The 25,320-nt window shown below is 44.6% G+C and carries 31 protein-coding genes and 1 pseudogene; 12 read left to right on the forward strand and 20 right to left on the reverse strand.

What is annotated here, in order from left to right; all coding sequences use genetic code 11:
- Positions 1-17: 17 nt before the first annotated feature.
- The 10 genes from VDIS_RS11535 to VDIS_RS11580 all read right to left on the reverse strand — a co-directional run bounded on the left by VDIS_RS11535 (position 18) and on the right by VDIS_RS11580 (position 8,124).
- Positions 18-308 carry a hypothetical protein gene (locus VDIS_RS11535; RefSeq protein WP_013337438.1) on the reverse strand — a complete coding sequence of 97 codons (291 nt, stop codon included), beginning with the start codon at positions 306-308 and terminating at the stop codon, positions 18-20.
- Entirely contained in the window at positions 286-519 is a 234-nt protein-coding gene (locus tag VDIS_RS11540) for a hypothetical protein (protein WP_013337439.1), read from the reverse strand. Before VDIS_RS11540 ends, VDIS_RS11535 begins: the two co-directional genes overlap by 23 nt.
- A 40-nt stretch (positions 520-559) precedes the next feature.
- The gene (locus VDIS_RS11545; protein WP_013337440.1) at positions 560-1,552 is read right to left on the reverse strand and encodes a deoxyhypusine synthase; all 993 of its coding nucleotides are present in this window, start codon (positions 1,550-1,552) and stop codon (positions 560-562) included.
- A 44-nt stretch (positions 1,553-1,596) separates the two neighbouring features.
- A complete protein-coding gene (locus VDIS_RS11550) occupies positions 1,597-2,277 on the reverse strand; it encodes a class I SAM-dependent methyltransferase (RefSeq protein ID WP_171804880.1) in 681 nt (226 codons plus the stop codon).
- 74 nt (positions 2,278-2,351) lie between these two features.
- Complete coding sequence (locus VDIS_RS11555; RefSeq protein ID WP_245522518.1) at positions 2,352-2,813, reverse strand: hypothetical protein; 462 nt, start codon at positions 2,811-2,813, stop codon at positions 2,352-2,354.
- Between the two features lie 24 nt (positions 2,814-2,837).
- On the reverse strand, positions 2,838-4,085 hold the full coding sequence (locus VDIS_RS11560) for a M48 family metalloprotease (RefSeq protein WP_013337443.1): 1,248 nt from the start codon (positions 4,083-4,085) through the stop codon (positions 2,838-2,840).
- The gene (locus tag VDIS_RS11565; RefSeq protein ID WP_013337444.1) at positions 4,051-4,509 is read right to left on the reverse strand and encodes a hypothetical protein; all 459 of its coding nucleotides are present in this window, start codon (positions 4,507-4,509) and stop codon (positions 4,051-4,053) included. Before VDIS_RS11565 ends, VDIS_RS11560 begins: the two co-directional genes overlap by 35 nt.
- A gap of 105 nt (positions 4,510-4,614) precedes the next feature.
- Positions 4,615-6,021 carry an ATP-binding protein gene (locus VDIS_RS11570; RefSeq protein WP_148678347.1) on the reverse strand — a complete coding sequence of 469 codons (1,407 nt, stop codon included), beginning with the start codon at positions 6,019-6,021 and terminating at the stop codon, positions 4,615-4,617.
- 54 nt (positions 6,022-6,075) lie between these two features.
- Complete coding sequence (locus VDIS_RS11575) at positions 6,076-7,671, reverse strand: helicase C-terminal domain-containing protein (protein ID WP_013337446.1); 1,596 nt, start codon at positions 7,669-7,671, stop codon at positions 6,076-6,078.
- A gap of 42 nt (positions 7,672-7,713) precedes the next feature.
- The gene (locus VDIS_RS11580; protein WP_013337447.1) at positions 7,714-8,124 is read right to left on the reverse strand and encodes a hypothetical protein; all 411 of its coding nucleotides are present in this window, start codon (positions 8,122-8,124) and stop codon (positions 7,714-7,716) included.
- 105 nt (positions 8,125-8,229) lie between these two features.
- Here VDIS_RS11580 and VDIS_RS11585 point away from each other — a divergent pair, with 105 nt between their 5' ends.
- From VDIS_RS11585 to VDIS_RS11595, 3 genes are all read left to right on the forward strand, one after another.
- Complete coding sequence (locus tag VDIS_RS11585; protein WP_013337448.1) at positions 8,230-8,988, forward strand: TatD family hydrolase; 759 nt, start codon at positions 8,230-8,232, stop codon at positions 8,986-8,988.
- A gap of 124 nt (positions 8,989-9,112) precedes the next feature.
- Positions 9,113-9,655 (forward strand): hypothetical protein, encoded by a 543-nt coding sequence (locus tag VDIS_RS11590; protein WP_013337449.1) that lies wholly within the window; start codon positions 9,113-9,115, stop codon positions 9,653-9,655.
- 89 nt (positions 9,656-9,744) lie between these two features.
- Positions 9,745-10,212, forward strand: coding sequence for an AAA-associated domain-containing protein (locus VDIS_RS11595; RefSeq protein ID WP_245522520.1), 468 nt, complete (start codon positions 9,745-9,747; stop codon positions 10,210-10,212).
- Between the two features lie 6 nt (positions 10,213-10,218).
- Here the strand turns inward: VDIS_RS11595 and VDIS_RS11600 are convergent, their stop codons facing one another.
- The gene (locus VDIS_RS11600) at positions 10,219-10,677 is read right to left on the reverse strand and encodes a hypothetical protein (RefSeq protein ID WP_013337451.1); all 459 of its coding nucleotides are present in this window, start codon (positions 10,675-10,677) and stop codon (positions 10,219-10,221) included.
- Positions 10,678-10,735: 58 nt separating this feature from the next.
- Here VDIS_RS11600 and VDIS_RS11605 point away from each other — a divergent pair, with 58 nt between their 5' ends.
- Together VDIS_RS11605 and VDIS_RS11610 are read left to right on the forward strand one after the other, a co-directional pair.
- A complete protein-coding gene (locus tag VDIS_RS11605; protein ID WP_013337452.1) occupies positions 10,736-11,455 on the forward strand; it encodes a hypothetical protein in 720 nt (239 codons plus the stop codon).
- Positions 11,456-11,503: 48 nt separating this feature from the next.
- Positions 11,504-12,430 carry a thiamine-phosphate synthase family protein gene (locus VDIS_RS11610; RefSeq protein ID WP_013337453.1) on the forward strand — a complete coding sequence of 309 codons (927 nt, stop codon included), beginning with the start codon at positions 11,504-11,506 and terminating at the stop codon, positions 12,428-12,430.
- Here the strand turns inward: VDIS_RS11610 and VDIS_RS11615 are convergent.
- From VDIS_RS11615 to VDIS_RS13140, 4 genes are all read right to left on the reverse strand, one after another.
- Positions 12,427-13,329 (reverse strand): ATP-grasp domain-containing protein, encoded by a 903-nt coding sequence (locus VDIS_RS11615; RefSeq protein ID WP_013337454.1) that lies wholly within the window; start codon positions 13,327-13,329, stop codon positions 12,427-12,429. The two genes, VDIS_RS11610 and VDIS_RS11615, sit on opposite strands and share 4 nt — an antisense overlap.
- A 90-nt stretch (positions 13,330-13,419) precedes the next feature.
- Complete coding sequence (locus tag VDIS_RS11620) at positions 13,420-14,763, reverse strand: UbiD family decarboxylase (RefSeq protein ID WP_013337455.1); 1,344 nt, start codon at positions 14,761-14,763, stop codon at positions 13,420-13,422.
- A 43-nt stretch (positions 14,764-14,806) separates the two neighbouring features.
- Positions 14,807-15,784: a mandelate racemase/muconate lactonizing enzyme family protein gene (locus VDIS_RS11625; protein WP_013337456.1), complete on the reverse strand. Its 978-nt coding sequence runs from the start codon at positions 15,782-15,784 to the stop codon at positions 14,807-14,809.
- A 347-nt stretch (positions 15,785-16,131) separates the two neighbouring features.
- Positions 16,132-16,254 carry a hypothetical protein gene (locus VDIS_RS13140; RefSeq protein WP_281041772.1) on the reverse strand — a complete coding sequence of 41 codons (123 nt, stop codon included), beginning with the start codon at positions 16,252-16,254 and terminating at the stop codon, positions 16,132-16,134.
- 250 nt (positions 16,255-16,504) lie between these two features.
- Here VDIS_RS13140 and VDIS_RS12900 point away from each other — a divergent pair, with 250 nt between their 5' ends.
- The 3 genes and pseudogenes from VDIS_RS12900 to VDIS_RS11635 all read left to right on the forward strand — a co-directional run.
- Positions 16,505-16,654, forward strand: a complete 150-nt coding sequence (locus tag VDIS_RS12900) for a hypothetical protein (RefSeq protein ID WP_171804863.1) — start codon at positions 16,505-16,507, stop codon at positions 16,652-16,654.
- Positions 16,655-16,719: 65 nt separating this feature from the next.
- Positions 16,720-18,273 (forward strand): hypothetical protein, encoded by a 1,554-nt coding sequence (locus VDIS_RS11630; RefSeq protein ID WP_013337458.1) that lies wholly within the window; start codon positions 16,720-16,722, stop codon positions 18,271-18,273.
- Positions 18,274-18,371: 98 nt separating this feature from the next.
- A pseudogene (locus tag VDIS_RS11635) lies at positions 18,372-18,725 on the forward strand (ATPase domain-containing protein); the annotation flags it as partial.
- An 88-nt stretch (positions 18,726-18,813) separates the two neighbouring features.
- Here VDIS_RS11635 and VDIS_RS12740 read toward each other — a convergent pair.
- Together VDIS_RS12740 and VDIS_RS11640 are read right to left on the reverse strand one after the other, a co-directional pair.
- On the reverse strand, positions 18,814-19,002 hold the full coding sequence (locus VDIS_RS12740) for a 30S ribosomal protein S27ae (RefSeq protein ID WP_013337459.1): 189 nt from the start codon (positions 19,000-19,002) through the stop codon (positions 18,814-18,816).
- A 150-nt stretch (positions 19,003-19,152) separates the two neighbouring features.
- Positions 19,153-20,355 carry a glycosyltransferase family 4 protein gene (locus VDIS_RS11640; protein ID WP_013337460.1) on the reverse strand — a complete coding sequence of 401 codons (1,203 nt, stop codon included), beginning with the start codon at positions 20,353-20,355 and terminating at the stop codon, positions 19,153-19,155.
- A gap of 103 nt (positions 20,356-20,458) precedes the next feature.
- Between VDIS_RS11640 and VDIS_RS11645 the strand changes: the two genes are divergently transcribed.
- The 3 genes from VDIS_RS11645 to VDIS_RS11655 all read left to right on the forward strand — a co-directional run bounded on the left by VDIS_RS11645 (position 20,459) and on the right by VDIS_RS11655 (position 22,798).
- Complete coding sequence (locus VDIS_RS11645) at positions 20,459-21,058, forward strand: adenylate kinase (protein WP_013337461.1); 600 nt, start codon at positions 20,459-20,461, stop codon at positions 21,056-21,058.
- Positions 21,059-21,117: 59 nt separating this feature from the next.
- On the forward strand, positions 21,118-21,642 hold the full coding sequence (locus VDIS_RS11650) for a DJ-1/PfpI family protein (RefSeq protein WP_013337462.1): 525 nt from the start codon (positions 21,118-21,120) through the stop codon (positions 21,640-21,642).
- Positions 21,643-21,727: 85 nt separating this feature from the next.
- The gene (locus VDIS_RS11655; RefSeq protein ID WP_013337463.1) at positions 21,728-22,798 is read left to right on the forward strand and encodes a sn-glycerol-1-phosphate dehydrogenase; all 1,071 of its coding nucleotides are present in this window, start codon (positions 21,728-21,730) and stop codon (positions 22,796-22,798) included.
- 6 nt (positions 22,799-22,804) lie between these two features.
- Here VDIS_RS11655 and VDIS_RS11660 read toward each other — a convergent pair whose 3' ends face one another.
- Positions 22,805-23,695, reverse strand: a complete 891-nt coding sequence (locus tag VDIS_RS11660) for an inorganic phosphate transporter (RefSeq protein WP_013337464.1) — start codon at positions 23,693-23,695, stop codon at positions 22,805-22,807.
- A 51-nt stretch (positions 23,696-23,746) separates the two neighbouring features.
- Positions 23,747-24,532 carry a sulfide-dependent adenosine diphosphate thiazole synthase gene (locus VDIS_RS11665; RefSeq protein ID WP_013337465.1) on the reverse strand — a complete coding sequence of 262 codons (786 nt, stop codon included), beginning with the start codon at positions 24,530-24,532 and terminating at the stop codon, positions 23,747-23,749.
- Between the two features lie 111 nt (positions 24,533-24,643).
- On the opposite strand from VDIS_RS11665, the gene VDIS_RS11670 reads away from it, so the two are divergent.
- Complete coding sequence (locus VDIS_RS11670) at positions 24,644-24,856, forward strand: TRASH domain-containing protein (protein WP_013337466.1); 213 nt, start codon at positions 24,644-24,646, stop codon at positions 24,854-24,856.
- Positions 24,857-24,906: 50 nt separating this feature from the next.
- On the opposite strand, the gene VDIS_RS11675 is transcribed toward VDIS_RS11670, so the two are convergent.
- Positions 24,907-25,317 (reverse strand): NifB/NifX family molybdenum-iron cluster-binding protein, encoded by a 411-nt coding sequence (locus tag VDIS_RS11675; protein WP_013337467.1) that lies wholly within the window; start codon positions 25,315-25,317, stop codon positions 24,907-24,909.
- Positions 25,318-25,320 lie beyond the last annotated feature (3 nt).

Raw genomic sequence — 25,320 nt, forward strand, 5'->3', positions numbered from 1 at the left:
CTTATACTGATAGGTCATTACTTAGCCATGCTCTTCATCAGTTCCTCATACACCCCCATTATTAATTCATGCCTCCTCCTCACCTTTTTCTCCAGGTCATAGAGCTCAGTCCTCATTCTATAAAGCTCAATCCTTAATCCATTAACCCTATTGACTATGTCCAACTCACCCGGTGATAATAGGTATTCGAGCTTTGCGTCTGGTTTTAGTGTTCTAAGTATTAGGTATATGTCTAGCTTACTGAAACCCTTACTTCTTAACTCATTCACGATACTCCTTATGTCCTTAGCCTGTGAAATTGAAAGCATTAGAAACCACCCTCTGGAGATCATTAATGAAACCACTCAATGCATTATTGACAGAACCCTGCAAATGCATGATACCCGTCACGGCATTACCAAATAACCCACTTATTAGTGATACCAAGGCCACGAGTACGGCCATAGATATTGCTATGAGTAAGACCTCCTCAATGAATATATCCCCCCTATTCCTAACCCTCTCCGTTTTCATGCTCATCAATTAAGTAATACTCAACTCGATATATAAGGCACTACGTCTATGTGATAACCCTGACACCCCTCCTGAAACCCAGCTTCTTAACTACGTATGGTATTAATATGGGTAGCACCACAGTCGCATCCTCAAGAATGAATGCCTGCCTAGCGGTTGGCTTCACCTTACCCCATGTGATGGCCTCCTTCGGGCGAGCACCACTTAATGAACCATCCCACTCAACGGCCATTGTTATGTAAACCACGTAATCAAGCCCACCGGCAAACTGACTCCACCAAATCACGTGATGCTTAGATATGCCACCGCCAATGATTAATGCACCCAGGGACTTACTCGAGTAAACGATATCCATTAACTCATGCTCATCCTTAAGAACATCAACCCTAACCTGCCTACCCCCAGTCCTCGTTCTCTGCATCTCGTTATAAGTGAGTATTGCCGTGCCAAAGGCACCATCCACAAATCCAGGCACATAAATAGGCACCCCAGCCCTTGACGCCGCCCTTAGTATTGAGTAGTCATCGTCAATCCTCCTGCCCATTTCCCAAAGTAACTCCCTAACACCCCACTCCTCCTTAATTTTTGATAATTCTTCAAGTGAAGAGTGCACGAACTTCTCGATTAATGGTCCATAGTGCTCCTTCCTGACAGCTACATTGCCAATCCTGTGAATACCGGCCTTGCTCATCTCGATGTCGTCAACATCAAAGTAACTCTGGTAATACTTACCACCCATTGACTTGGCTATGTCATGGTCCAGAGTACCCGCTGTCGTTATTATGACATCCGCAAATCCCCTCTCAATGAACCTGGCTAACAAACCTCGGAGTCCCGTAGAAATCAGGTTCGCCGTGAATGATAGGAAGACCGTGGTGTTAGGATCATTGTACATGCTTAATAATACGTCTGCTGCCTCGGCTATGTACCTACCTTGAAACCCGCCGATTCGTTTATAGGCTTCTATCAGATCATCTATTGTGTTTATTCCAACATCTAAATCGTAAACCTCGCTTGATATGAACGGTGAATTACTCATTGAGAGATTCAAATTAATTTATTTTTAATGTTTTACGAATTTGATTACTTAACGACCCTTACCTCCTTAATGAACCCCTGCTTCATTAACTCACCAACTATGTTCCTGATGCTCCTTATCGTTAATTGTGTCTTATTCGATATCTCCTCAATGGATCTATTACCATCAATTAGCTCGAGAATCTCCAGGTACTTCTCGTTAAGTTGAGTATTCTTCAATTTCTCCTCTAAACCCTCAATGGGTACTGGTATTTCAAGACCAGGTATTTTGTATAGGTAGATCTTATGGCTTCTCCACTCCTCATAGAGGTCCTCCACAATTAATGGCTTCCAACCAGGCACCTCAAAGTCGTGAGACACAACCCTAGTACTTGGCTTTAACTCACGTTCAAGCTTAGGCTTTATTCTCTCATTAACGCTTGTGAGTAGGTACATCGTAACCACATCAGCCTCAGATAAGTCCTCCTCGAAGAAGTTCCCATAAATCACGCGAACCCTATCCTCGAGCCCAAGGTCCCTAACCCTCCTGAGGGTTTGTTCATATAGATCCTTCCTAATTTCAATGCATGCAGCCTGGGCCCCAAATTCCCTGGCGGCCATTATGACGATCCTACCGTCGCCACAACCAAGGTCATAAACAACCTCATCCCTTTTAACATTAGCCAATTGGAGCATTCTCCTAACCACGACCTCTGGCGTAGGTACAAATGGGACATCGTAAGGCATATTGAAATACGGGAAGAAATCAGAGCTATAAATATCCTTCTCTAGTGTACTTTCATAATAATCGTCGAAGTCGCTCACGAACCCTCATTACCAATCCTACTTATTATTTTTACCCTGATTCCGTCACTGCCATAATCAAGGTCGAGGTCAACAAAACCCCTCTTCTTGAGGATCTTAATCGTATCAATGAGTAATTGCCTTTCCTGGGGTGTTACTTTGGCTAGGGCATCGTTTAAGTCCTCAGAACTACTGATTATACTAAGGTACTTCCTTATTAATACCGAGTTTAGATTCATTAGTGCTGGGTTACCCTCAAGTATTAACTCGCGAATTGCGGAATCCGTAATCGAGTATATGCCCATTAATACGTCTGATAACGATACGCATTTAGTAATTACGTCATTTATCAATGACGATAATTCCGATAATTCAGGGTACTTAGTCTCCAGCCTACTAATTAACATCCTTAATTCACTCATTTTTTCAATTAAGTCCATGTATACGCCGTGACTAGGAACAAAAATTAAACTAACCACTAAATAACAACGAAATATAGCAAGTCACTGCAGAATCCTGACCAACCTACTTGATACCGATGGGTGTGAGGCGAAGACGCTCAACCTCCTACGCACTAATTCGTTGTGTAATTCCTTCCAGGTGACTCTAATTAACGCCATGGCAAGGCTTCTCCTAGGTACGAACTTAAGTGCATACTTATCCGCTGAGTACTCACTTAGCTTCATTACAGAGACTATGCCGAATACTTCAAGGAGGATTGCGATTATGAGGATTGGTATTGCTGGTAGGCTCATTAATGGTATTATGTATGTTATTAACGCAATATTCACCAACTGAGCCAGTGATATTAGGAAGAGCGTTTTCGCGGAATCGCCGTGGATTATGTGACCAACCTCGTGCATTATTACGGCGGCTAATTCATCAGTATTTAAGCACGATACAAGTCTTGAGGTTAAGATTATGTAATTGATGCCAGGTAATCCTATGGATGCGGCATTACATTGATTCACATTAACTAGGTAAATACCATAATTACCCTTAATACCCAATTTCTTAATTAATGAGTTAACATCAATCTCCTCCTCATAGAAACTTTGCGGTCTCGTCCTAGCATCATTAACCAACGAAATTAGGAACCTCCTGATCTCATTTAATGACCTCGTGTTTTCAATCCTAGATAAAAACCGCAGAGCCTCATTGAACCTCCTCTCCTCAAAATCACTATACTCTAAAACGAACTTTATGATTCGTGAATCCCTTAAATCACCATGCCTTACCCTTAACTGAAGGATGTATGAGTAAATTATTGGTATGAGAAGTGGCGAGAGGAGCAGTATTATTATTAGGTGTATTGATGGTATTACATTAATGATTCTCAACACGGCAACAACTATTGATAATGCCATGATTGAGATTAACATAAGCCCTATTAAACCAATTGATGGTGAGTAGGACCTTGGCAGATCATTGACCCTATAAACCCTATTACCCCTCTGCAACAGAAGTATTGTTATTCTACGCATGCCGTCAGTACCCAGGTACCTTAGGACCAACGCATTTACGAGGTCCCTCATCTTACCGTGACCCTTAACCCTAACCTCATGGTTAATACTTAATTCTGCATCCCCATTACTCCCATGAACCATTAACCTGGCAACCTCGCCATTGATTTCCTTAGCCGCGTATGTTAACCCAGCAATCCTCAATAAATAATCCTCTACGTAATTAATTAGGGATTGAGGATCTTTAATTAAATCACGGATTACCCGATATGTTTTTATTCCCACCATTCGTGGCTGTCTGTGCTAGGTTTATTTTTTGGGCATTAGCTAATTCCCTCAACATATTTATACTTGTATTACTCCTCCTCGCTGACTTATAACCATCAATGAAGGAGAGTATTTCATGGACATTATTATGCTCAAGAATTAACCAGAACTCCGTATTCCTCATTATACCGTAAACCTTACCCCTGGCGCTCCTCTTAATAACCCTAATGAGACCAAGCTCAACGAGTTCCTCAAGGAAGTTCCTAACTATTACCGACTCTGAGCGTGGACTCTTCCTAGTCCAGATTGATATGTCCTGGGCAACCTTTGCAGGTCTAAAGGTTATTAATTGACCCTTTGCGTTGAGGACCATGTCCTTTAACATTTGGAGTATTAGGATTTTTACCTTCTTTGTGTCCACCATTAAATTTTCCGAGGCTGTCATCAGGGCACCAGGGTTCCCGTATATATCTGCTTAAATAAATAAATTGAGAATTGGAGACACTTCCGTAATTAATAAACGTTAGAGTTTCATGGAATCTCTTTATAATTAAACGTGTGAGTTATTTTTCAATTTACCATCAAGCTCCAGTATCTTTTCAATGAGTTTCTCATCTGCATCTAATATTCTTTCTATTTCATTGATCTTATCACGTAAATTAGCAACCTCCCTTTCCAACTCCATTATCTGCTTCCTAAATATGGAATCGCCATTATTAATTACTGAACCATTAATTAATACGGCGTCATTAACGGGATTAACCTGCTTCATAGGTGCTCTACCGTCCTCTTCATCCCTACTATTTAAGTCCTCACTCACCTTAGTATTAACGGTCTTAGTCTCATTACCATTCACTCCATCGTTCAACCTTTCATTAAATCCATTATTACCCACTGAGGAAGTGACCTCCTGAGACGAAGCATTTCTAAGGTCATTGTGCCCTCTAATTATTACATGGGTTGGCTCAATAACTGCCTTTAACGGTCTCACCTTAGTAATGCCCTTACTTGTTATTACTAATGCCTCCTCCGTAGATATCTCGCTCAACTTATTAATTAAGTTCCTGGAAAACGCCACCCCTTCATCCAGGAGATCAGGATTTATCTTAAACAGCACTATATTGCAATGCTTTAATATTGATGATTTAGGAACGGCATTACTAACTAGGATTGTCCTCAACCCATACTTCGCCAACTCCATTATTATATGATCAATGATTGAGTAAGTGGGGCCGCCCATATCGAGTATGTTCTGAGCCTCCTCAATAATCAATACATGCCTAACGCCCTTCTCAATCAAGCCCCTCCTCATATAATGCATGTATAGTGCAGCTAATATTAGCGATGAGACGAGCCTCTTCTCCTCAATAATTGTTAAGTCACTGAGATCTATAACCGCGTCACCCTCCATGAGCGATTCAATGCTCACAATACCCTTGCCGATATTCATAGCCGAGTACTCAAGCCTCCTAAGTATGGCAGCCTTCATCTCAGCCTCCGTCCTCGTGCTAACGAGATAATTATCTATCTTGCTTATTAGGTCACTGAAACTCGTGTAATTTCCGTCACGAATCATCCTATAAAGCATGTACATACTCGGCTCATTAAGTCCCAAGCCAAAACCCAGTATCTCGGTTAGCAACTTCGGCGGTATCTTCTCAAGGTCTATGTTAATTGCTGAAGTGGGTAACGTTGGTAATAGGCCTGCGTATTCACCGTGCCAGTCCAATACGGTGACCACATACTTTCGATGAAGCTCCCTAATCATGGCCTTAACAAGCGATGACTTACCACCCCTAGTAGGGCCCAATATACAGAGGTGTTTATCAAGTGGCACTTTATAGGGTATCATGAAGCGCGTGCCTACTGTAACGTTATCGCCAAGGAACTCCTTTGCTAATGATGCAACAACTAATGAGGCAGGTATTGCTATTGCACTAATGCTTAATATGTCCATAGGCTTCATTATGAAGATCCCAGCAGGACTTATAAGGCACTATGAGGATCTCATTCATCGCCATAATGAGGCTTTTAGGAATTGAAGCAGCTTCATAGGCCTCATCCTAGACATAAGCCACTTAGGCATGTACCTTCTATAACGGTAAAACCTCCCATCGAGTAGAACCGCGACCTTCTTATGCCTATCTAAATCCCTCAGCAATCTACCGATTATTTGCGTTGTCGTTGATATTGCTGGGAATAGGTACGTGGTCGTAAATCCATTAATCCCAAGCCTTTTATAATAATGAGACTTTAGGAAACCCCACTGACTATATTGAGGGAGTGGAAACCCAATGATCATGACCCCGACCAACTCCTGCTCAAGAAAGTTCACACCTTCACCAATTGGGTTTTGGGCATATGTTATTACTAATGACTTGGTAACCCTGGCGCTCTCCTTAAATGTCCCAATGGCATTTACAGCCTCAGAGCTATTCCTAAGCACGAAGGTTGGTACTCCCCAAACAGGTGGTGCGTATTGATTAACGTAGGAATCCAGATACTCAATACTTGGAAAGAAGATGGCTAAGCCACCGGTTGGTGGTGATGACTCAATGAAGACCTTAATACTTCTATTAACGATGTCCAGGTACTCCCTTAACAACCTATTTCTATGCGTGAACTCTACATCAACTATGGATAGAACGCTAAGGTTTTCTCGGTATTCCCTTGGTAGGGAATCCACCGCCACGTAGTATGAAGGCTTAGAGTAAATACTCATGATGTAGGAAAACCTCCTACCAATAGATGCCGTCAGAAAAAGAGCTCTTTGTGACCTCATTATTAAGTCATGAATAGGTTTAAGCGAGAGACACCTCAGCCTAACAAGCTTACCATCATACGTGAATGCGCACAGGTCATTTCCAAAGTGCGTCAGTATTTCAATGACCTTATCATTAATTAATTCCGACCCCTTTAACAAATCATCAATATCAAATCTCCTCAAAACCACAACCTCCCTCTGCGGTGTATAATTACCCACCCTATCAAGTAACTTATTGGCTATGTCATTACCATGCGATGCCCATTGTCTCAACTCATCAATGCTTATACTCACTGACTCCTCAAGACCCGCAGCAACGTTGTGGAATTCGTCAATTATCACGAGAGGTTTGTTCCAGGTATTGATTATGTTCATTAACTTACCGTAAAGTTCGGGGCTCGATAGGTATGCGTGGGTTGATATTACTATGGGTAGTTGATAGGCAAGAGCCTCATTAACCTCGTATGGGCATAAACCATCATTAAATAGGTCAAGGGAATTACAGGTCATCACAGACGACGATACCTCAGTCTTCCTAACCCTACACTTACCACTCAACCTATATAGAAGACATTGCTTCGAGTTACGTGCATTAAATGGGCACATTGATTCCCTGCCAAGGAATAATGATACCCTATCCCTAATACCAACTTGTCTCGTGAATTCACAAAGCTGTAGCGCCTCTGCTCTAGACCTAGTTATTATTAGTGCCTGGCCGCCATCGTTGATCCACCTCTTGGCTATCGTCACTGCTATCCTGGATTTACCAAAACCGGGGTATGCATTTAGTAGGATTACGTCTTTTTCCCTCAGCATTGAGTATACGTAATCGGCAATATCCATTATCCAATAAGATGTTGCCCAAGCAAGTTAATTAGGCACTAATTATGCGGAGGGTTCGTAAATCCGCGTCTTAGAACCCTCAAGGAACTTCTTCTTTATATTCTTCATGTTCTCGAGAGCGCTGTTAATTGCATTAAGTACCTTCGGGTCTGTATTGACCTCATCAAGGTCCTTACAATTGTTTAGTACCTTCTCGAATAAATCATCGACTATCTTATCAGGGAGCCTTTCAAGAGCCTCACCATAGATCTTTGGTAATTCATTGCTTATGAATTCCACAACGTCATTGACATCCTTCCAATTATCCTCAGCCTGCCTAATTATTGACAGTATGGTCTCTAGACTATACCTCTCATCAGCCGATAATTTAGAGTCATCAAGCTCAAGGTAAGCCCTATTTAGGCAGTACCTAACGAACCTATAGATTAATGGGTTAATACTGAGTGCCGACATCGAGTTACGCAATAATGGCTCTTTAAAAACCTATACTTAACGCCCAGCCCCATTAAATTAAATAAATTAATTTATAGGGGTGGTTAATCATGAGGTTGGGAAGCCTTGATCGACACGCATGCGCATTTAAGTAGGTGGGATGTGTATGATCATGCGGATGAGTTGGTAAGGGAGGCTCGTAGGGAGGGATTATTGGCCATAATTAATGTGACCATGAGACTCAATGAGGTAGGGAATGCACTTAGTTTAGTGAGTAGGTATGGTGGGTTTGTTTATACTGCGTTGGGTTATGATTATGGCGGCTTCGATATTAGGGAGGTTCAGGAAATCATGAGGGTTATTAATGAGAGGAGGAACTTGATTGTTGGTATTGGTGAGGTTGGGCTTGACTATAGTGTTGTTAGGGATAGAATGCTTAGGGAGATTTCACGACACATATTCACTAAGTGGATAATGCTTGCCAGGGACCTTGATTTACCACTGATAATTCATTCGAGGGACGCTGAAGACGATGTTATCAAGTTATTGAGTAGGTATGGGCCGGTTAAATGCGTAATGCACGCATTCAATGGCAGTAAAGAGCAGGTAATGAAATTACTTGAGCTTGGTTGTTACTTCTCAATACCACCAACCATAACCAGGTCTAGGCAGAAGAGGGATTTGGCCATGATGCTGCCTCTAAATAGGATACTCCTTGAGAGCGATACACCTGAGCTTGGGCCTAGTCCTGGTGAGGTGTCGAGACCAGTACACATTAAGGTAACTCTGACGGAGCTCTCAAGTATTCTAAATATTAATGTAACAGAGCTGAGTAATATCATTGTTGAGAACACATTATCGGTCTTTCAACTCGGTAAGAGGTGAGTCAGTCCTGCGTGGTCTCTTCATGATTCATCTCTCCGGTCCTCATCACCCATTTAATAGTTTCCTGGAGGGAGGTAATAAATAATTTATTAATTCTATCATGGTTATTAGCTGAGGAATTGTCATGAGGATTATTGATAAGGTCATTGAGGTATTGAGGAATAGGGGGTTTAAGATTAGGGTTGTTCGTGATGACTCAATAAAGGCTGACCTCAATAGGTTAAGGGCTAAGGTTTGGGTTGTTCCCGGGGATTACTTTCCATGGTGGTCTAACCCACTCGACATGATTGAGGAGCTGGATCTTAATGATATTAATGCATTATTTGTTATTTCTGAGAGGCCTTATGTAATTAGTGATTATATCATGAATAATTTATCTAGGGCTCGTTATTGGTTTAATAAGGAGTTGAATATTAAGGTATACGCAATAAATATCGATAGGCTTGAGGAGGACTTGGAGGATGGTATTAACCTTGCAATAACGAACTTTTACAGGGAGGTCAGTAACGTAATGCTGAGGGGAAATGCCTGCCCTAGCTGCGGTTCACCAATGGCCCTAATGTACTCCTCAAGATATTACTCACGCAGGTGGAGGACATGGGTTAATGAGTATGTTGAGGTTTGTGAGAAGTGCAAGGTAATTTCCCATAGATTAACCCTTTCATGATTATAACAGTGGATTTTACCCAAAATAATACTTATTAACCACTAAGGTGATAACCTATAGAAGCAGGTTTTATGCCTGGTTTACCATTTATGCCGTTAGATGCAAGGTTCGCAGATGTGCTTGGATTAATAGATACGCTCGCCAATGAGTTTAAGGGACAAGCCGACATATTCATGATCGCGAAGGAGATGGAGTCGGATATTGATGATTTAATTCCGGCACTTAATGCCGCCGTTTACCTTGGGTTTGTCGAGGTTAAGGGTGGTGATGTTAAGATTACGAATGAGGGTAAGGAATTCCTCAATGCCAAGATTAGTGATAGGAAGAAGATACTTCGGCAAAAGTTGCTTAATCTTGAGCCGTTTCACACAGCCTATAACCTGGGGTTACGTAAGCCCTTCACCATCGATGATCTTATCGAGGAATTGAATGAGAAGGGCTACGTAGAGGCCAGGGAGCCAGGCATTAGACATTTACTCGAAATATTGCTGGCTGAGTGGGGCGTATTCGCCGGCATGCTTAAGAGGAGGGGTGATGTGTACATTGCAATACCATGAATTAAATCATTTGTTGACCTTTACAAAAACCATTCCCGAGACGATCACCTCCTCAATAACACCATCATTTAGTAATTGATTATAGATTAATCGCCAATTATCAGAAACATTACTACTGAGCCACTCCTCAAATTGGGGCTTTGGTATCATTCCCTGAATCTCACTCTTCATTTTATCCACAAGTCTCTGAAGATTCAATTTATTACCTCTACCATTACCCGAATCGTTAATACCATTCCTGGCATTATCAGCCACGGAATTCTCAATAACCCTCCTCTTTATATAAAACGTGCCATCTAACGTACTATACATTACCTCAAAGAAGCCAGACCTACTCAATTTATTTATTAAATCAATATTCATCTTTATACCCAGTAAGTGCTCCACCTCTTCAATACTAACCCACCTATCATCAATAACCCCCATCAACCTTTTTATCAAATCGTCACTTACTACCAATGTCATGCGTGAAGTGTTGCGTACCAATATAAATCTTAAATAATTAATTTAAAAAGAACAATCAATGATTACCTCCTACAAGGTACCCACCGTACTAGTGATTGGTAGAGTGGGTAAGGAATTAGCCGTGTGGAGCATTGATGGGACCACCACGACTCTAGGCAACATTAACGGTATTGAGTTAGTTAATGAACTTAAGGTGGATAGGCAGGTGACGGGTCACGTGGCCATTGCATCCTTTGGGCAATACGTGATTAAGGCCATGGACATGGGTAGTAGGTACGGCTCATACACATTAAGTGAGGATTCGCTTGTTAGGATACCCAGTAGGGGTGGTGTTGACCTTAGGAAGTACAATGATTGGGTCACGATAAGGAATGCCTTCATACTAATTGGGGATCCAAATTCCGGTTATTCTGATTATTACCCATTAATATGTCCTTATAGGGTTGGTGATACGTTATTCATAAACGCTGGATATGCGGGTTCAGGGAGTGTAAGGACTGTACTAACCATACTTGGGATACTGCGTAATTACGCTAGCATTGGTCGGGTAAACACATCCTGCATGTGCAGAATACCGTCGATGCCCCTGGAAATAGCCTTAATAAGTGGTGATAAGTACCTGCTGGTCAGGACGTACATGAATGATGGGCAAGCAGTAATGGGTAGTAAGTACCTAATCCTATTGACCAGGGGTGGTAATGTCATTAGCAAGTACTCAACAAATAATGACCCAATAGACGTAGTTGTTAAGATGCTTAATGAAATGAGGAGTGCCTAGGAGAGTGTAAAAGTAAGGATTAATAGTGACAATGCGCCTTATTAAGTCGTGAGCATAAGCACAGGGCTTGAATTTGCAGCTGAGAATGTACTACCAATAATAAGGAGCTTAATTGCCAAGAGATTACTCGAGAGTGGGTATAGCCAACTCAGGGTGGCTAAGATACTCGGTGTAACACAGCCGGCGGTTAATAGGTACGTGAGTAGGGATTACGATGAATTACTCAGTAAGGCCGAGTCACTGGGTATAAACAGGGATTGGGTGCTCGAGGTTGTCAAAAACGTTGTAGAGCTGGTGTTAAGTAGTAGGGAGTATGAGGCCCTCGAATACTTAACCAATGCCGTAATAATGGAGCTGGGCTCCTTAAGGCTATGCGATGCCCATAGAAGGCTCGTCCCATCATTACCCACGAATTGTAACGTATGCTCAGTGCTGATTACGGGCATTTCAGATTCAATAATTAAGAATGTGGAGAGGGCATTATCGATCCTTGAGGCTCATCCCGAAATTCAGGTTGTAATACCGAGGGTATTAATGAACATTGTTGAGGCAAAGCCCGGCGCGGTAACGGAGGATGACGTTGTTGGCGTTCCTGGCAGGATTGACGCCCATGACGGGAGGGTCATCGTAGGCTCAAGACCAACCTATGGTGGGAGTAAGCACCTGGGCAGGTTAATTATTAAGTGCATGAACGTGAACCCGAGGTATAGGTCCGTGGCGAGCATTAAGTACGATGAGAAGGTGGAGAATGCGCTTAGGGGGTTGGGAATTCATTACGTGAAGGTGGGTCCTCATGAAAGTCCCAATGAGGATGAGGTCATTAGTGCTGTGGCTAATTCACTAATTAAAGACCCAACGCTCGAGGTTGTGATTGACCTGGGTGGCTATGCCCTGGAGCCCGTCACCTACGTGTTTGGTCTTGACGCAATGGATGTGGCATTGAAGATTGTGAGGATAGCCTCAAGGATAACCTAAGCCTTCACCTTACTAATTAGGTAATTCACGATGTACTTGGCGGGGTTAATACCCGTGGCCCTCTTGAACCCCTGCCAGGACATTGTTGGATTAACCTCAAGTATGAAGTACCCATCCCTGGTCTCGGCGATGTCAACACCCCCATAATCAAGCCCAAGGACCTCAATGGCCTTTAATGCGAGCTCGCTTAATTCATTCGTGACCTTAGCAGGCTCGGGCCTAGCGCCCTGAGCCACATTACTCTTCCACGTAACGCCCCTCCTAAACTCGGCGCCTATTACCTCATTACCAACAACCACAACCCTATAATCGCCATTGCCAACCTTATCAAGGAACCTCTGCACATACATCGGCTTATTCAGGTTTGTTAAGTAGCTGAATATGTGCATGGCAACATCAGCATCATCGACTTGAAAGACTCCAAAGCCCATGGCGCCCCTGATCTGCTTAATCACTGATTTACCGAACTCCTTAACCGTGTTATAGGCAACGAACATGTTCTCACTAACCACGGTATCTGGGACTGGCAACCCATGCTTAGCCAATAGCATTAACGATATGAACTTATCACCGGCCATCATCCAATTCAGGACTGGGTTCATTACATAAATGCCATTAAGCTCGAAAGCCCTGACAACCCATAACCTATGCACAAACTGCTCAAAGTCCCTTATCACCCCTATATGCCTAAGTATTGCACCTGATACGTTTAACTCCTCATAATTAGACCTACCAATTAATTGATAATAATCAATGCGACCCCTACCAAACCTGACACCAACCATGTCTATGTAAATCCTCCTAACCCTATGACCTAAGGACCTAATGGCATCCTCTAAATCAACCACATCCTCAGGGTTATACTCAACCTCATACGGCCTAATGATGCCAATATCCACAGCACGCCACCTCAAAACCTCCTTTTATTAATTAGCCCAGGTAATAATCACTAAATATGGGAGAAATGTATACGTGAAGTAAACGTATACTCACCTAAACTTAATTTTACTAAGATCGATAGAGGCAGGAATAACCCCCTTCCTAAACCTACTCGCGTCAGAATTAAGGGGTCTCGTTGCATCAATACCAACCTTAGTGGTTATGCCCTGCACAGGGTCGATGGCCACGGGATCTAACGTCGAACCCCTGGCATACTTAATGAGTACTAAATCCTCATCAGCCCTAAACCTAGTCGCTATCGCCCACTCAACCTCACTTGGGTCATCAATGTTTATATCATCATCCACGATAATCACGTGTTTAAGGCTTGGATGCGCCGCGAAGGCTGCCATGATTGCGTTCTTGGGGTCACCATCACTCTGCTTCCTAATGGCAACAACCGCGTGTAGCCATCCACAACCACCGTCAGTGAGCCTCACTGCCTTAACCTCAGGGACTACGTTACTAACAAACTGCCAAATCTTAGCCTCCTTCTCAATACCCATCAGTAGTTTATGCTCAGAATAACCGGCCACGAGCGCTTGGGCGATTAATGGGTTATCTCTCCTGATATAAACCCTCGTGATTCTAACGATGGGTTGCTCCCTAACCTCGTCATACGTACCCAATACGTCCATGCACGGCCCCTCCCTAGCCGTCTCCCTAGCCGATATGTAGCCCTCCATCACGACCTCCGCATACACGGGCGCAGGTACTCCATTGTCCAGGACCTTAACCTTAAGTGACCCGTCAAGCAGGGCATTGGCCATGTTTAACTCGAAGACGCCGAAGGGTGGTGATGAGGCTGCGGCAACCAGGATGGCTGGGTGTAGGCCCCATGAAATGGATATGGGCGTGTCCTTACCAATTTCCCTATTTCTCACGTAAATCCTATATAAATGCCTGGGCACAAGTCTAATGACGAATTTATCAGGGCCTATTGGGGTTAGCCTATGGATACTCGCGTTTAATATGCCATCCCTAACATCCATCCCAACCACAACGGCACTCGTTAAGCAGGGTCCCGGCTCGAGTTCGAAGTACCTGGGTATGGGCATTCTTGTTAGGTCAACGTTAGGCAGTGGTTCGTAAACGGCATTATTCGTTTCTGAAGGCTTATAGGATGGTGCGACATCCTCAGCCCAAAGAAGCTTCCTGTAAAACTCAATATCACTCCTTACATTGAGTGCCCTGTATACCTTATCCCTGGTGTTAACGACATTACCAACCACGTGGACCTCCTTAAACTCACGCACATTTGTGAACTCCAGGGCTGGTCCTTTATCGAACCGCGTGATTACGTACGGTATTTCATAGTTAATACTCAATTCCTCATCAACGAACTTCAAAATGCCCTCATTCCTCAGGTCCATTAGGAATTTCCTTAGATCCATCAATTCTGCGTTAATTTTGAAGTAAAATAGTTTTTCCGTGTTGTTAGAATTGGTGTTGTGGTTTTAGTTTTATGCCTATGCCCGGTGTTTCTGGTACGTAGACCTTACCATTCTTGGCATACATTATTGACTTTGGCTCATCGAATACATCGAATATTGCACTCCTCAGTGGGTTGTCTGGTGCCGTGTACTCAATCCATAGGGTGCCTGGCTTTGCGGCAACCAGGTGTGCACTGACTATTGGCATTAGGTGTGGTGAGACTGGTATCCCATAGGCCCTAGCCAACGCCCAAACCCTAAGCCACTCCGTAATACCACCAACATGACCAACATCAGGCTGGACAAAATCCACAGCCTCACTCTCGAGGAGTAATTTAAAGTCATAGACCGTGTGATGCTGCTCACCGGCGGCAATGGGTATTCCACAAACCCTCCTCAACCTCCTGTAACCCTCCAGGTTGTCTGGGTGCACGGGCTCCTCAATCCAGAATAATTCATACCTCTCCCACCTCCTGCACATCCTGGTTGCTAGGTTTAGGTCGTAGGTGCCGTTTAGGTCAACCATCAACTTAACATCAGGCCCAACGGCCTCCCTAACGGCTTTAATACGCTCGGTAGCCTCCTCAGGACTAACCGCCGTTAAGGAGCCCCTAATCTTAACAGCATCAAAGCCTTGTTTAACATACTCAAGGGCCTTGGCCGCAAGCTCCCTAGGTGGTAGTTGATGGGCTGTGTTTGCGTATGTCGGGACCTCACTCCTATAACCACCGAGTAATCTCCAAAGGGGCTTATTAACCTCCTTAGCCAGTAGGTCCCAAATGGCTATGTCAACACCACTAATTGCGTGAATCACAAAACCCCTCCTACCCCACCTCGTGAGTCTTTGGAATAACTCATCCCAAATCGCCTCGTACTCCGTGGTATCCCTACCAACAACAAACCTGGCAATAACCCTCCTAATGAACTCAGCGAGTAGGTCTGAGAAGTACACACCCTCCTTAATGTGGTGGTAATCAGTCACATAACCAATACCCTCACTACTCTCGGTACATTAATCTCTCTAGTGACGGTCACTAGCACCGGCAATTGAGCCTCAACGGTTTGCATCGCCATAGTGGTGCAATAGGTGCTGTGGAGTGGTTTTTGAAGGTTTGTCCATTGAGGTGGAAGCCATTTTAATCATTGTAATTATTAATTGAACATTGTTTCGTTGTGCCTAGGTTTGGGAGAATTTTGTTCTATGTTTGTTTCGTTGTTTGTGTGTATGCGTTGTGTTTCTTCCTGAATCCCAATTTTTCACAATCTTTTTAATCACTGTGATTATTTATTGGGTGTTGTTTTGTTGCGCCTGGGTTTGGGGAATTTTGTTTATTGGTTTTGTTTGCTGTAGGTGGCGAGGTACTGCGCCGGCTCCTTGAGGAGTTTGCCAGCCTCGCTACTCAGTGTGTCGGAGACCCTCATGTTCCTCGACCTCGATGCGACGTAGGTCATCGCCTGGAACAGCGCCTCCGCATTCATTCCAAACTCCTCGACGTAGTCACTGAGCGCGGCATCCAGCTTTAAGGCATACTTAAGACCAACCTTCCCCCATCATCGCCCCTAGCCAGTTCCTGACCATCGCTTTGGGACGTTTGGAGGGAACTGGTTAAGAGGGAAAAATGCTGTCGCGTGCAGGGACGAGGATGGTGCAAGATACCGCATTATTAAGTCGAGGGACAACGAGGGGAACATAGCATACGCATTGATCGACCATGACGACGAGGTCGCAGTCGTATGTAGGTATTACCCCGACGAGTTACAACTCCTCTACTGCGGCTATGCACTGAGGGCCGCGGTTCACTTCATGAACATTAATGGCGAGGTCATTGAAGAGGACCAAGCACACCGCTGAACCCCACTTTCCAATGCCCTATTAAAATTACCGCATTTTTAAAGACATGCGCTGGGAAAGTATCGATGAGCGAGAAGGACCTGGTAATGGAGTCGGAAATCAAGTCCGTGGGCCCTGGGCAATTGAAAGTATGCTGGGGCGTCAAGGTCGAGGGCGGTAAGCGATTAGGGTGCGGTGAGGAGGTCAGTGATCCGAAAATAATCGGGGAAGTGATGAAGTTGATTAACGAGTTCATGAGGAGGGTCGAGAGACGCAAGGATGTATTGTTGAGTGAGTCGAACACACCATTCGACAGGGCAATCAACGAACTAAGCAGCTGGCTGACGCTGGTGGAAACGAAGGTTAAGGAGATCAACGATGAAAACATCGTAAAGATGAGGAGGGCAATGATAAACATTGGCGAGAAAATGCTCACGTTAGCAAAACAAGCTCGCGAGAAATGGCTGAAAACATACCGAAGAGAACTCGAGAAATTAATCGAAAAGTTAAGGAGAAATGAAACGACAATAATTATAACAGGAGAACCTTCCAATAAAAACAAGAGCTTTACGGCACATCTGTATACGAAGCACCTATCAATCAAAATAACTAGGGTCAGAGGAAGTAGCGTAACAATAAACATATCATTGGTTGGCTCTAGGGGTATTAGCGTCGTAACTCCCAGGTTGTTTGGTGATGACGTGCTCAAGCCCATGCGTTATGGTTTGATCATGACCGATGGATCGATTGATAAAAGGGGCTACTTAGTGATGAACACCAACCAGCTTTGGCAGTCTGTGATGTGGATACTGACATGGCCTGGGAGAAATGGTATGCGTATACATGCCGTGGGTCTCAATGAGGCTGGTATCAATGTCATGTGGTCCTTAATGGCCGTCGACCATAGGAGTGAGTTCGTGAGTAAGGCTAAGGTCGCCGAGGAGGTTTCTAAGCTTAGTGATGAGGAGAAATTTCTAACGTTCCTATTGACTGCTATTCTTGGAGATGGTAATATCGATATCATTAATAAGACAGTCAGGCTCGTGATTGGCGGTTCAAAGCATGAGTTGTGGAGGGGCATTATCGATAGGATGAGGGCCCTCGGCTTCAGGGATATTGATCAGAAAGTCGTTAAACACTATAGTATTAATAGCTCGAAGGCCGTCGAGCTCGCTAGGAAGTGGCTTAGCAACCCGATGATTAAGGCTTTGGTTGAGGACTTGGCCCTGTTACCTGACGCCGAAAAACTCAGAAACATAATTGCACTGGCTAGTGCGAAGGTTAAGCCGATAGGTAGGTCGTCAGTTGAGGTCGCCGGCGTTAGGATGAGCGTGCACATTAATAATGAAGGATACGTGGAGTTAAGAATCAGGCGTAAAAGGCTTGAGGATGCCAGGGCAGTCCTGGAAAGACTAAGGAATGCGGGTTACAATGCCGAGTTGAGGGAGTATGGTGGGAGGTTCGAGGTCCACATAAGCCAGGACGAAATCAAGAGACACCTGGAGTTAGTTGTTAAGGTCTGTGAGGTGCTTAGGAGGATGCATGAGGAGGCAGTAGGTGAGGGCAACACCGAGAGAGCTTGGGCAACAGCCAAGGCAATGGCAAACCTAAACTGCCCCACCCAGGACCCACGGGCCTAAAATCCCTCTTTCCCAATTTTAATCTCGCTAGTGGGCCATACTTGAGTGCCGTTATTACGCGGACCCTACCACCAACCTTCTCCTTAATTCTAACGGCCCGTGGCTTTGGTGGGCCTGGTGTTGAGCATGCCGTTGATGGTATCATTAGAGTGGACCTTGATGAGATAGATGGTAAGTTGTATAGGTCAATAATTGTTTGGAAGATGAGGGATACTAAGATCTCGATGGTTAGGCATCCAATGGATATAACCGATGAGGGTGTCGTTATTTACTGGGACAAGTACCTAAAGTTAACAGCAACCTCAGCATCAATACAGCCGTTACCCAAGGAGGAAGTTGATGAAATGAGGAAGGCTATTGAGGAAACGGAGAAAGCAACCAAAGAAGTTAAGGCCATAACGCGTGAAACTCATTTGCAGAACCAAAATCCGGAATCTCAAGACCAGCCCTAAAAACCCCAACCCTAACCTCCCTAATCCTCATAATTGATGCAATCCTTTCCCTCACTTATAAATAATATGAATATAACTTGTTCAACGCTTATCGGGCCCTAACCTGCTCAAATATCGTATAGCCGCACTTGCCACAAGCCCATCTAGGCACAGGGACTTTGTGATATGCCATTACCGAGCCACATCTTGGGCAGATCCTCCTTAGAAACTTTATTGTACCCTTTTCATAATCAACCTCATACCACGTATGCGCCCGTGCTTTCACTTCCTTGGGCATTCAGGCATGGTCCTAACACATCCCTTATAAGATTTTTCCTTCGTAGGTCATGAACCATAAACACTTATAAGGGCTCGATGAATCATTACTTACGATGATTGATGTGGCCAGGGCTGAGAGGTGATGTAAGGTCTCCCTTCCTGATAATCATCACCACATCGATACCCACCTCGCATTTTCATACTCCTCAAGCACGTCCTGGTAAACCTTCTTCGTCCAACGGGCAATTCTATCCCAGGTATACCACCTGAGCACGGAGTCCCTAGCATTCCTTGCTATGCCCCTCCTCAACTCATCATTGCTGAGTAGTATCTTGGCCACGTTTATTATCTCATCAACGTTATTAGGAGATACCTTAACCCCATTGTACCAATCACGCACAATCTCATCAGGCCCGCCAACCCTAGTCGTGATTACAGCGAGGCCTGCGGCCATGGCCTCGAGTATTGTTATTCCAAAGGGCTCATACCTACTGGGTAGTATTGCCAGGTCTGAGACCTTAAGTATTGAGTATAGTGTTTCATCATTAACCCTACCCGTGAAGTACACCTTGTTCCAAATGCCCCAATCATGGGCGAGACCCATTAGGTACTCCCTCATTGGCCCATCACCAATAACCAGGAGCTTCAGGTTCCAATCCCACTTCAATAACTCCCTGAATGCCGCCAGTACTAGGTCGGGCCCCTTCTCATGAACGAGCCTACCAACGAAGACTATAATCTTCTCACTGGGCATTGCATATAGGTCCCTGAAGCCGGGCTTCACGCTTACGGAGTCTATGTAGGATACGTCGATTCCATTGGGAATCATTATTAATTTATCCTTTGGGACTCCGTGCACTGCCGAGACCTCGTTCATCATGTAGTTACTACAAACAATGACCTTCCACGCTTCGTAGGTCGTCCTCCACTCCCACGAATGTATTACGAGTTGCTCCTCATTGTGAATACCACCGCGCCTACCGGCCTCAGTGGCGTGTATAGTGGCAACCAGGGGTTTGTGAAGCAGGTGCTTAAGTGCGATACCTGCGGGTCCCGTTAGCCAATCATGGACGTGAATCAGGTCAAAATCCCACTTATCATAAAGCCTGAGGGCCTCCTCAATCATTTCCTCGTTGAAGTTCAGGACCCATGTGATGAAACCCGTTGACCTAAACCTGAATGGGTCAACCCTCCTAACATGAACCCCCTCGACCTCCTCAGAGGGTGGTGAGCCAGGTAGCGCTATGCTCATCACCGTTGTATCAACACCATCCTTGACTAAATGTCTCGTAATGTGATAAACATGCCTTCCTAACCCACCGACCATGTGGGGTGGGTATTCCCAGGACAGGTGGAGAACGCGGATTACCACGAATATGAATTCCCATACTTATTTAAAAGTAAGATTCTACGATGAATAAGCGGTAGGGAGACCGTGTAATAAAATTTAAAATTTATGCGAAGCGCCTTATCGCGTGAAGATTGTACTTGTTGCTGTACCGGGTAGTGGTAAGTCAACGACTTTGAAGTTTGTTAAGGAGATGTTACCTGACGTGACCATTGTTAACTACGGCGATTACATGCTTGAGATAGCCAAGAGACAGTATGGAATTACCAATAGGGATGATATGAGGAAGAAACTGCCGGTTGAGGAGTATAGGAAGGTTCAGGAACTCGCGGCTGAGGAGATCGCAAAATTGCCCGGCGACGTTATTATAGACACCCACGCAAGTATTAGGGTTCAAGGTGGTTTCTACCCAGGCCTTCCCGACAGGATAATAACGAAGCTTAGACCCGACGCCATAGTACTCATGGAGTTCGACCCAAAGGACATACTTGAGAGGAGGGCTAAGGATGTGGGTCTCAGGGATAGGGAGCAGGAGTCGCCTGAGGACATAGAAATGCATCAATTAGCCAATAGGTATTATGCATTTGCAGCGGCAAACGCCGGTGAGTGCTCGGTGTACATCCTGGACTTCAGGAGGAGGCCTCAATCAAGGCCCTTTGAGCATGCCGAGATAGCCGCGAAGTTCATTGTTGACTTAATAATGAGGAGTAGGGGTACGAAGCAGTAGGTGGTTTCGTTATTGAGGTGCGAAATGCTTAAAATTTAACATGGAACCTTCGAAGGCGTATGAAGGCATTAGTAATTGTCGCTGACATGTCGTATGAAGGGGAATACTCAATGGCAGTACAGGCACTTAGGCAGCTGGGTATGGAGGTTAATTCAGGACTAATTAGTAAGAATGCGAATGTTAACTTCGACATTGATCTAACGGATAAATTGGGCGAGGATGTTCTTGGTGGTTATGATGTTGTGATCTTCATAGGTGGTTACTGGGCCTACTACGCCGTTACTGGTAAGGAAATGCCAGGTAGGGTTAAGCCCATGGTTAATAGGGAGGCCTTCGAGAAGTTACTTACCCAGTCAGTAAGTGGTGGTAAGAAGACAATACTGCCCCTTGCAACTCCAGCTTACGCCGCTAAGCTTGGTCTATTAAGGGGTAAGAGGGCTACGGTTTATCCAACCACGGACTTAATAGGCATCTTAAGGGGTAATGGTGTTGATTATGTTAATGAGGATTTCGTAATCGATGGTAACGTTATAACCCTTAAGAGGATTACCGTGGAATTCCTTACCAAGGCCCTTAATAAGTAACGATCTTAATAATTTGATTAATTAATAATGAGAGTGGAGTAAAGAAATAGTTTAAATTTACCCGTATGCCCTGCCTAAATTAATAATGGCCTCAGTGCAGCGTAAGTCATTGGAGATGTATGAGATTCCTCGTGTCGTGGTATTTGGACCCAACGCCATTAGTAAGGTACCCGAAATACTGAGTAAGATAGGGCTTGATGGATTAAGGGGTTTGATCCTCATCGGCCCTCACTTCGGTAAGCACTTAATTGAGAAGATTGAATGCAGGATTTGCGATGTTGAGGAGGTTGATGAAATAAGTCCTGAGAGAATTATCGAATTATCGAATAGGTACGCCCACGTCACTGATTACATAATAGCCCTTGGTGGTGGTAGGATAATTGATTTCGGTAAGGCCATGGCTTACATGATGAATGTACCCTACGTATCAATACCAACGATAGCGTCTCACGACGGTATAGCAAGCCCGTACGTATCACACGTACTTCAACTTGACCTTAATAAGCATGGGGTTGGTAAGGTTCAGAGGTCTCCAATAGCCATCATTGCTGACACGTCGATAATACTCGAGGCGCCAAGGAGGTACTTACTAGCCGGTATTGGTGAGTTAGTTGGTAAGTTAATAGCTGTTAAGGATTGGGAATTAGCCGTCAGGGTTAAGGGTGAGGAGTTCAGTGAGTATGCGGCGGCCCTCGCCAAGGATAGCGCATTGATAGTCCTTAGGAATAGGGATAGGTTGAAGGTTCATAATGAGGAGAGCGTTAGGATAGTAGTAAAGGCGTTGCTGGGTTGTGGAGTCGCTATGGCCATTGCCGGTAGCTCAAGGCCATGTAGCGGTTCCGAGCATTTATTTAGCCACGCGATAGACCTGTTGGCGAGGGAAAGGGGGTTCAGACCTGCACTGCATGGTGAGCAGGTGGCGCTCGGCGCGATAATGATGGCTTACCTACACGGCATGAGGTGGAGGAGGATAAGGTCATTCCTTCAGAGCCTGAACATTCCAGTCACGGCTAAGGAACTCGGTCTCGATAGGGAAATAATAATTGAGGCGTTGACAATAGCGCATAATGTTAGGCCCGATAGATTCACCATATTGGGGGCTGGCTTAACGCGTAAGGCTGCTGAAAACCTCGTTGAGATTACGGGCGTTGCCTAATGCGGACTAAATGACCCTAATTAATACGTAGCCAAACACGAGGCCGATAATTATCGATACTATGAAGCCAAGTATTAACTCATTGAAGTACTTCAGGTTTATTATCCTAAACCTATGCGCTGCCCCGACACCCACTAGACCGAAGGACGTGGTTACCGTGACGGGCATCGGCACCGAGTATATGGTCCCGATCTCCATGGCAATGAACGAGAATAGCTGAACGGTGAAGCTGGTTAACGGCCCCAACGTGAATAGACCAGTGCTGAGTCTATACAGTGTTCTCCAACCAATTAGTAATACGCCAAGTATTGAACTAATGATTATTAGCAACAGCCCCTTATAACTAAAGTTTAGTAGTGCCCATAGTAATCCAAGGTTATTTGCACCGAAGGAGAAGGATAGCAGGAAGACTGTGAGTATGGATAATACGCGGTAAATGCCCACGTACCTAAACGACAACCTCGAAAGGGCACCCAAGGATTTATAGAGAATGTATGAAAGTAACATTACGATTATGGGCAGGGACAACCAGTAACCAAGTACGAAGACCGCATTCCCCATCATGCGCCCCAACGCCAGTGAAGCGCCAACCAGGCTTGCGTATAGGGAGCCTGTTAGTGACATTGGAACCCTCATGCTCTCGCCAACTATGAATATCACTATGGTAACAGCCATGGCCACCATGGCAACGTCACCACTCACCACATTAGCCCTCATGTAAGTACCCTGCAGCCATAACCCAAGTATATAACCAAGTAATGCAATTATTACGGCATATTTATAATCAATTGACCTGGAGCCAACGGCAGCGCCAGCGTTAGCTGATAGGTTATTCCCAGAGACTAGGAATGACAATAAAAATGCCAGCGCGTAATTTATGACCAGGGTATACGCCATATTAGGCAGGTGTGATAATTTAATAACTTTTAAACCCAACCCACGTATTTATCATCGCCTCAAATCATTAATTATTAACTCAGCAACCCTCTTACCACTCATTATCATTGAACCGAATATAGGCCCCATCCTCGGTAATCCATACACGGCAGCAACTGCCATACCAGTCACGTAAAGCCCCTCCATAACCCTACCCGTATACTTAACAACCAAGTCCTCAGCAACCGAGGCATGTGCCGACTTCTCGCCATGAATTGCCAAGCCAAGGTCTGGGTTCTTCCTTGTAGTCACGGCAGCTACCTCGGCATCATGGCCTGTGGCATCGACCACGGCCTTAGCCTCTATGAAGAATGGATCTGTATGAACGCCCGCCATTTGCACCGTTGACCAGTAGACCGCGAGACCAGCAACCCTGGGCGGATTATCCCTAATTATCACATCATCTACATGAACGCCCAGGAGGAATTTAGCGCCTGCATCGATTGCCCTAACCGCAAGCTTTGCTATCATTTCGGCGGGGTCCACCGCGAACAACCCATCACCCATGTCCTGAAGCCTAACACCAAAGTCCTTACTCAGTATATCGGAGGCTGGGTACTCAACCACTATGCTAGGTAAATGACTGGCGGCACCACCAATACCACCACCGAAGGAGAACCTCCTCTCCAGCACAATGGTCTTTAAGCCCGCCTTAGCCAGGTAATAAGCCGCGGTCATGCCTGACGGGCCGGCACCGACAATTGCAACATCAACGCTTGAGTACTCATCAAGCATCTTCAAGGCGCTCCTCATTATTGCACGGGTAATGCTCGACTCCGAAATATATATGCCCGCCATGTAATCACCAGGTTATTGAGCATTAATAAACAAGTTATAAACATTATGCCAAAAACTAGACAAAGCGGTTAACGGCTGTACCTTTTAAACTTTGATTCAGGAATTAATCCAATGCCATTCATACTAAATAATGCGCAGGGACAATTAAGGTGCTCAAACTGCGGAAGGATAATAATTGGTCAGCCAATAGTAGTTAAGACATGCTGTGTAAATAAGCCATGGGTTTTCTGCTCCGAGGAATGCTATAATGAATTCCTAAGAAGGTGGGTAAGGAATCAGGAACCACATAAGGGAAGGAGTTCATTAAGGAGAGATGTGTTGTAAAAATTAATCTGTCTTTTTAAGATTCAATTAAGCTAAATCACCAGGGATAATCACTTAATGTCCTCTTCATTGGCTGCGTTCCTCAACTGCTCAATAAGCGTATCTATTGGGGTACCTGGCTCAACAAAGAATAATTGGATACCCATTGACGTAAAATACTCGTAACTTGTCTCACAAGCCCCACTGGCTATTACCGCGTCAACATCCCTTAATACATTCTCATGAAGCCATTGATATTTAACGATACCATGCATTGGGATCCCTAACCTAGACAGCGCCTCATGAATCACGGTCGGATCATCAGTATCCGGGATATTACCAAGGGGGTTATCCCTACTTTCCACGAGCTTGATATCCTTAGTGTCCTCATTAAGTTCATATATTATGTATTTCTTAGCATGTGCAAAGTGACCATCGCTTATTGACTTCCCATCATCCGTAGCTATTGCAATCTTTACCATATG

It is taken from the genome of Vulcanisaeta distributa DSM 14429, assembly GCF_000148385.1.
GTDB classification, from domain to species: Archaea; Thermoproteota; Thermoprotei; order Thermoproteales; family Thermocladiaceae; genus Vulcanisaeta; species Vulcanisaeta distributa.

Coding starts and splice junctions, on each gene's coding strand:
- VDIS_RS11535 (WP_013337438.1), bottom strand. CDS start 308: ATGCTTTCAATTTCACAGGCTAAGGACATAAGGAGTATCGTGAATGAG.
- VDIS_RS11540 (WP_013337439.1), bottom strand. CDS start 519: ATGAGCATGAAAACGGAGAGGGTTAGGAATAGGGGGGATATATTCATT.
- VDIS_RS11545 (WP_013337440.1), bottom strand. CDS start 1,552: ATGAGTAATTCACCGTTCATATCAAGCGAGGTTTACGATTTAGATGTT.
- VDIS_RS11550 (WP_171804880.1), bottom strand. CDS start 2,277: ATGCCTTACGATGTCCCATTTGTACCTACGCCAGAGGTCGTGGTTAGG.
- VDIS_RS11560 (WP_013337443.1), bottom strand. CDS start 4,085: ATGGTGGGAATAAAAACATATCGGGTAATCCGTGATTTAATTAAAGAT.
- VDIS_RS11565 (WP_013337444.1), bottom strand. CDS start 4,509: ATGACAGCCTCGGAAAATTTAATGGTGGACACAAAGAAGGTAAAAATC.
- VDIS_RS11570 (WP_148678347.1), bottom strand. CDS start 6,021: ATGGACATATTAAGCATTAGTGCAATAGCAATACCTGCCTCATTAGTT.
- VDIS_RS11575 (WP_013337446.1), bottom strand. CDS start 7,671: ATGGATATTGCCGATTACGTATACTCAATGCTGAGGGAAAAAGACGTA.
- VDIS_RS11580 (WP_013337447.1), bottom strand. CDS start 8,124: ATGTCGGCACTCAGTATTAACCCATTAATCTATAGGTTCGTTAGGTAC.
- VDIS_RS11590 (WP_013337449.1), top strand. CDS start 9,113: ATGAGGATTATTGATAAGGTCATTGAGGTATTGAGGAATAGGGGGTTT.
- VDIS_RS11595 (WP_245522520.1), top strand. CDS start 9,745: ATGCCGTTAGATGCAAGGTTCGCAGATGTGCTTGGATTAATAGATACG.
- VDIS_RS11600 (WP_013337451.1), bottom strand. CDS start 10,677: ATGACATTGGTAGTAAGTGACGATTTGATAAAAAGGTTGATGGGGGTT.
- VDIS_RS11605 (WP_013337452.1), top strand. CDS start 10,736: ATGATTACCTCCTACAAGGTACCCACCGTACTAGTGATTGGTAGAGTG.
- VDIS_RS11620 (WP_013337455.1), bottom strand. CDS start 14,763: ATGGATCTAAGGAAATTCCTAATGGACCTGAGGAATGAGGGCATTTTG.
- VDIS_RS13140 (WP_281041772.1), bottom strand. CDS start 16,254: ATGACCTACGTCGCATCGAGGTCGAGGAACATGAGGGTCTCCGACACA.
- VDIS_RS11630 (WP_013337458.1), top strand. CDS start 16,720: ATGAGCGAGAAGGACCTGGTAATGGAGTCGGAAATCAAGTCCGTGGGC.
- VDIS_RS12740 (WP_013337459.1), bottom strand. CDS start 19,002: ATGCCCAAGGAAGTGAAAGCACGGGCGCATACGTGGTATGAGGTTGAT.
- VDIS_RS11650 (WP_013337462.1), top strand. CDS start 21,118: ATGAAGGCATTAGTAATTGTCGCTGACATGTCGTATGAAGGGGAATAC.
- VDIS_RS11655 (WP_013337463.1), top strand. CDS start 21,728: ATGGCCTCAGTGCAGCGTAAGTCATTGGAGATGTATGAGATTCCTCGT.
- VDIS_RS11660 (WP_013337464.1), bottom strand. CDS start 23,695: ATGGCGTATACCCTGGTCATAAATTACGCGCTGGCATTTTTATTGTCA.
- VDIS_RS11665 (WP_013337465.1), bottom strand. CDS start 24,532: ATGGCGGGCATATATATTTCGGAGTCGAGCATTACCCGTGCAATAATG.
- VDIS_RS11670 (WP_013337466.1), top strand. CDS start 24,644: ATGCCATTCATACTAAATAATGCGCAGGGACAATTAAGGTGCTCAAAC.
- VDIS_RS11675 (WP_013337467.1), bottom strand. CDS start 25,317: ATGGTAAAGATTGCAATAGCTACGGATGATGGGAAGTCAATAAGCGAT.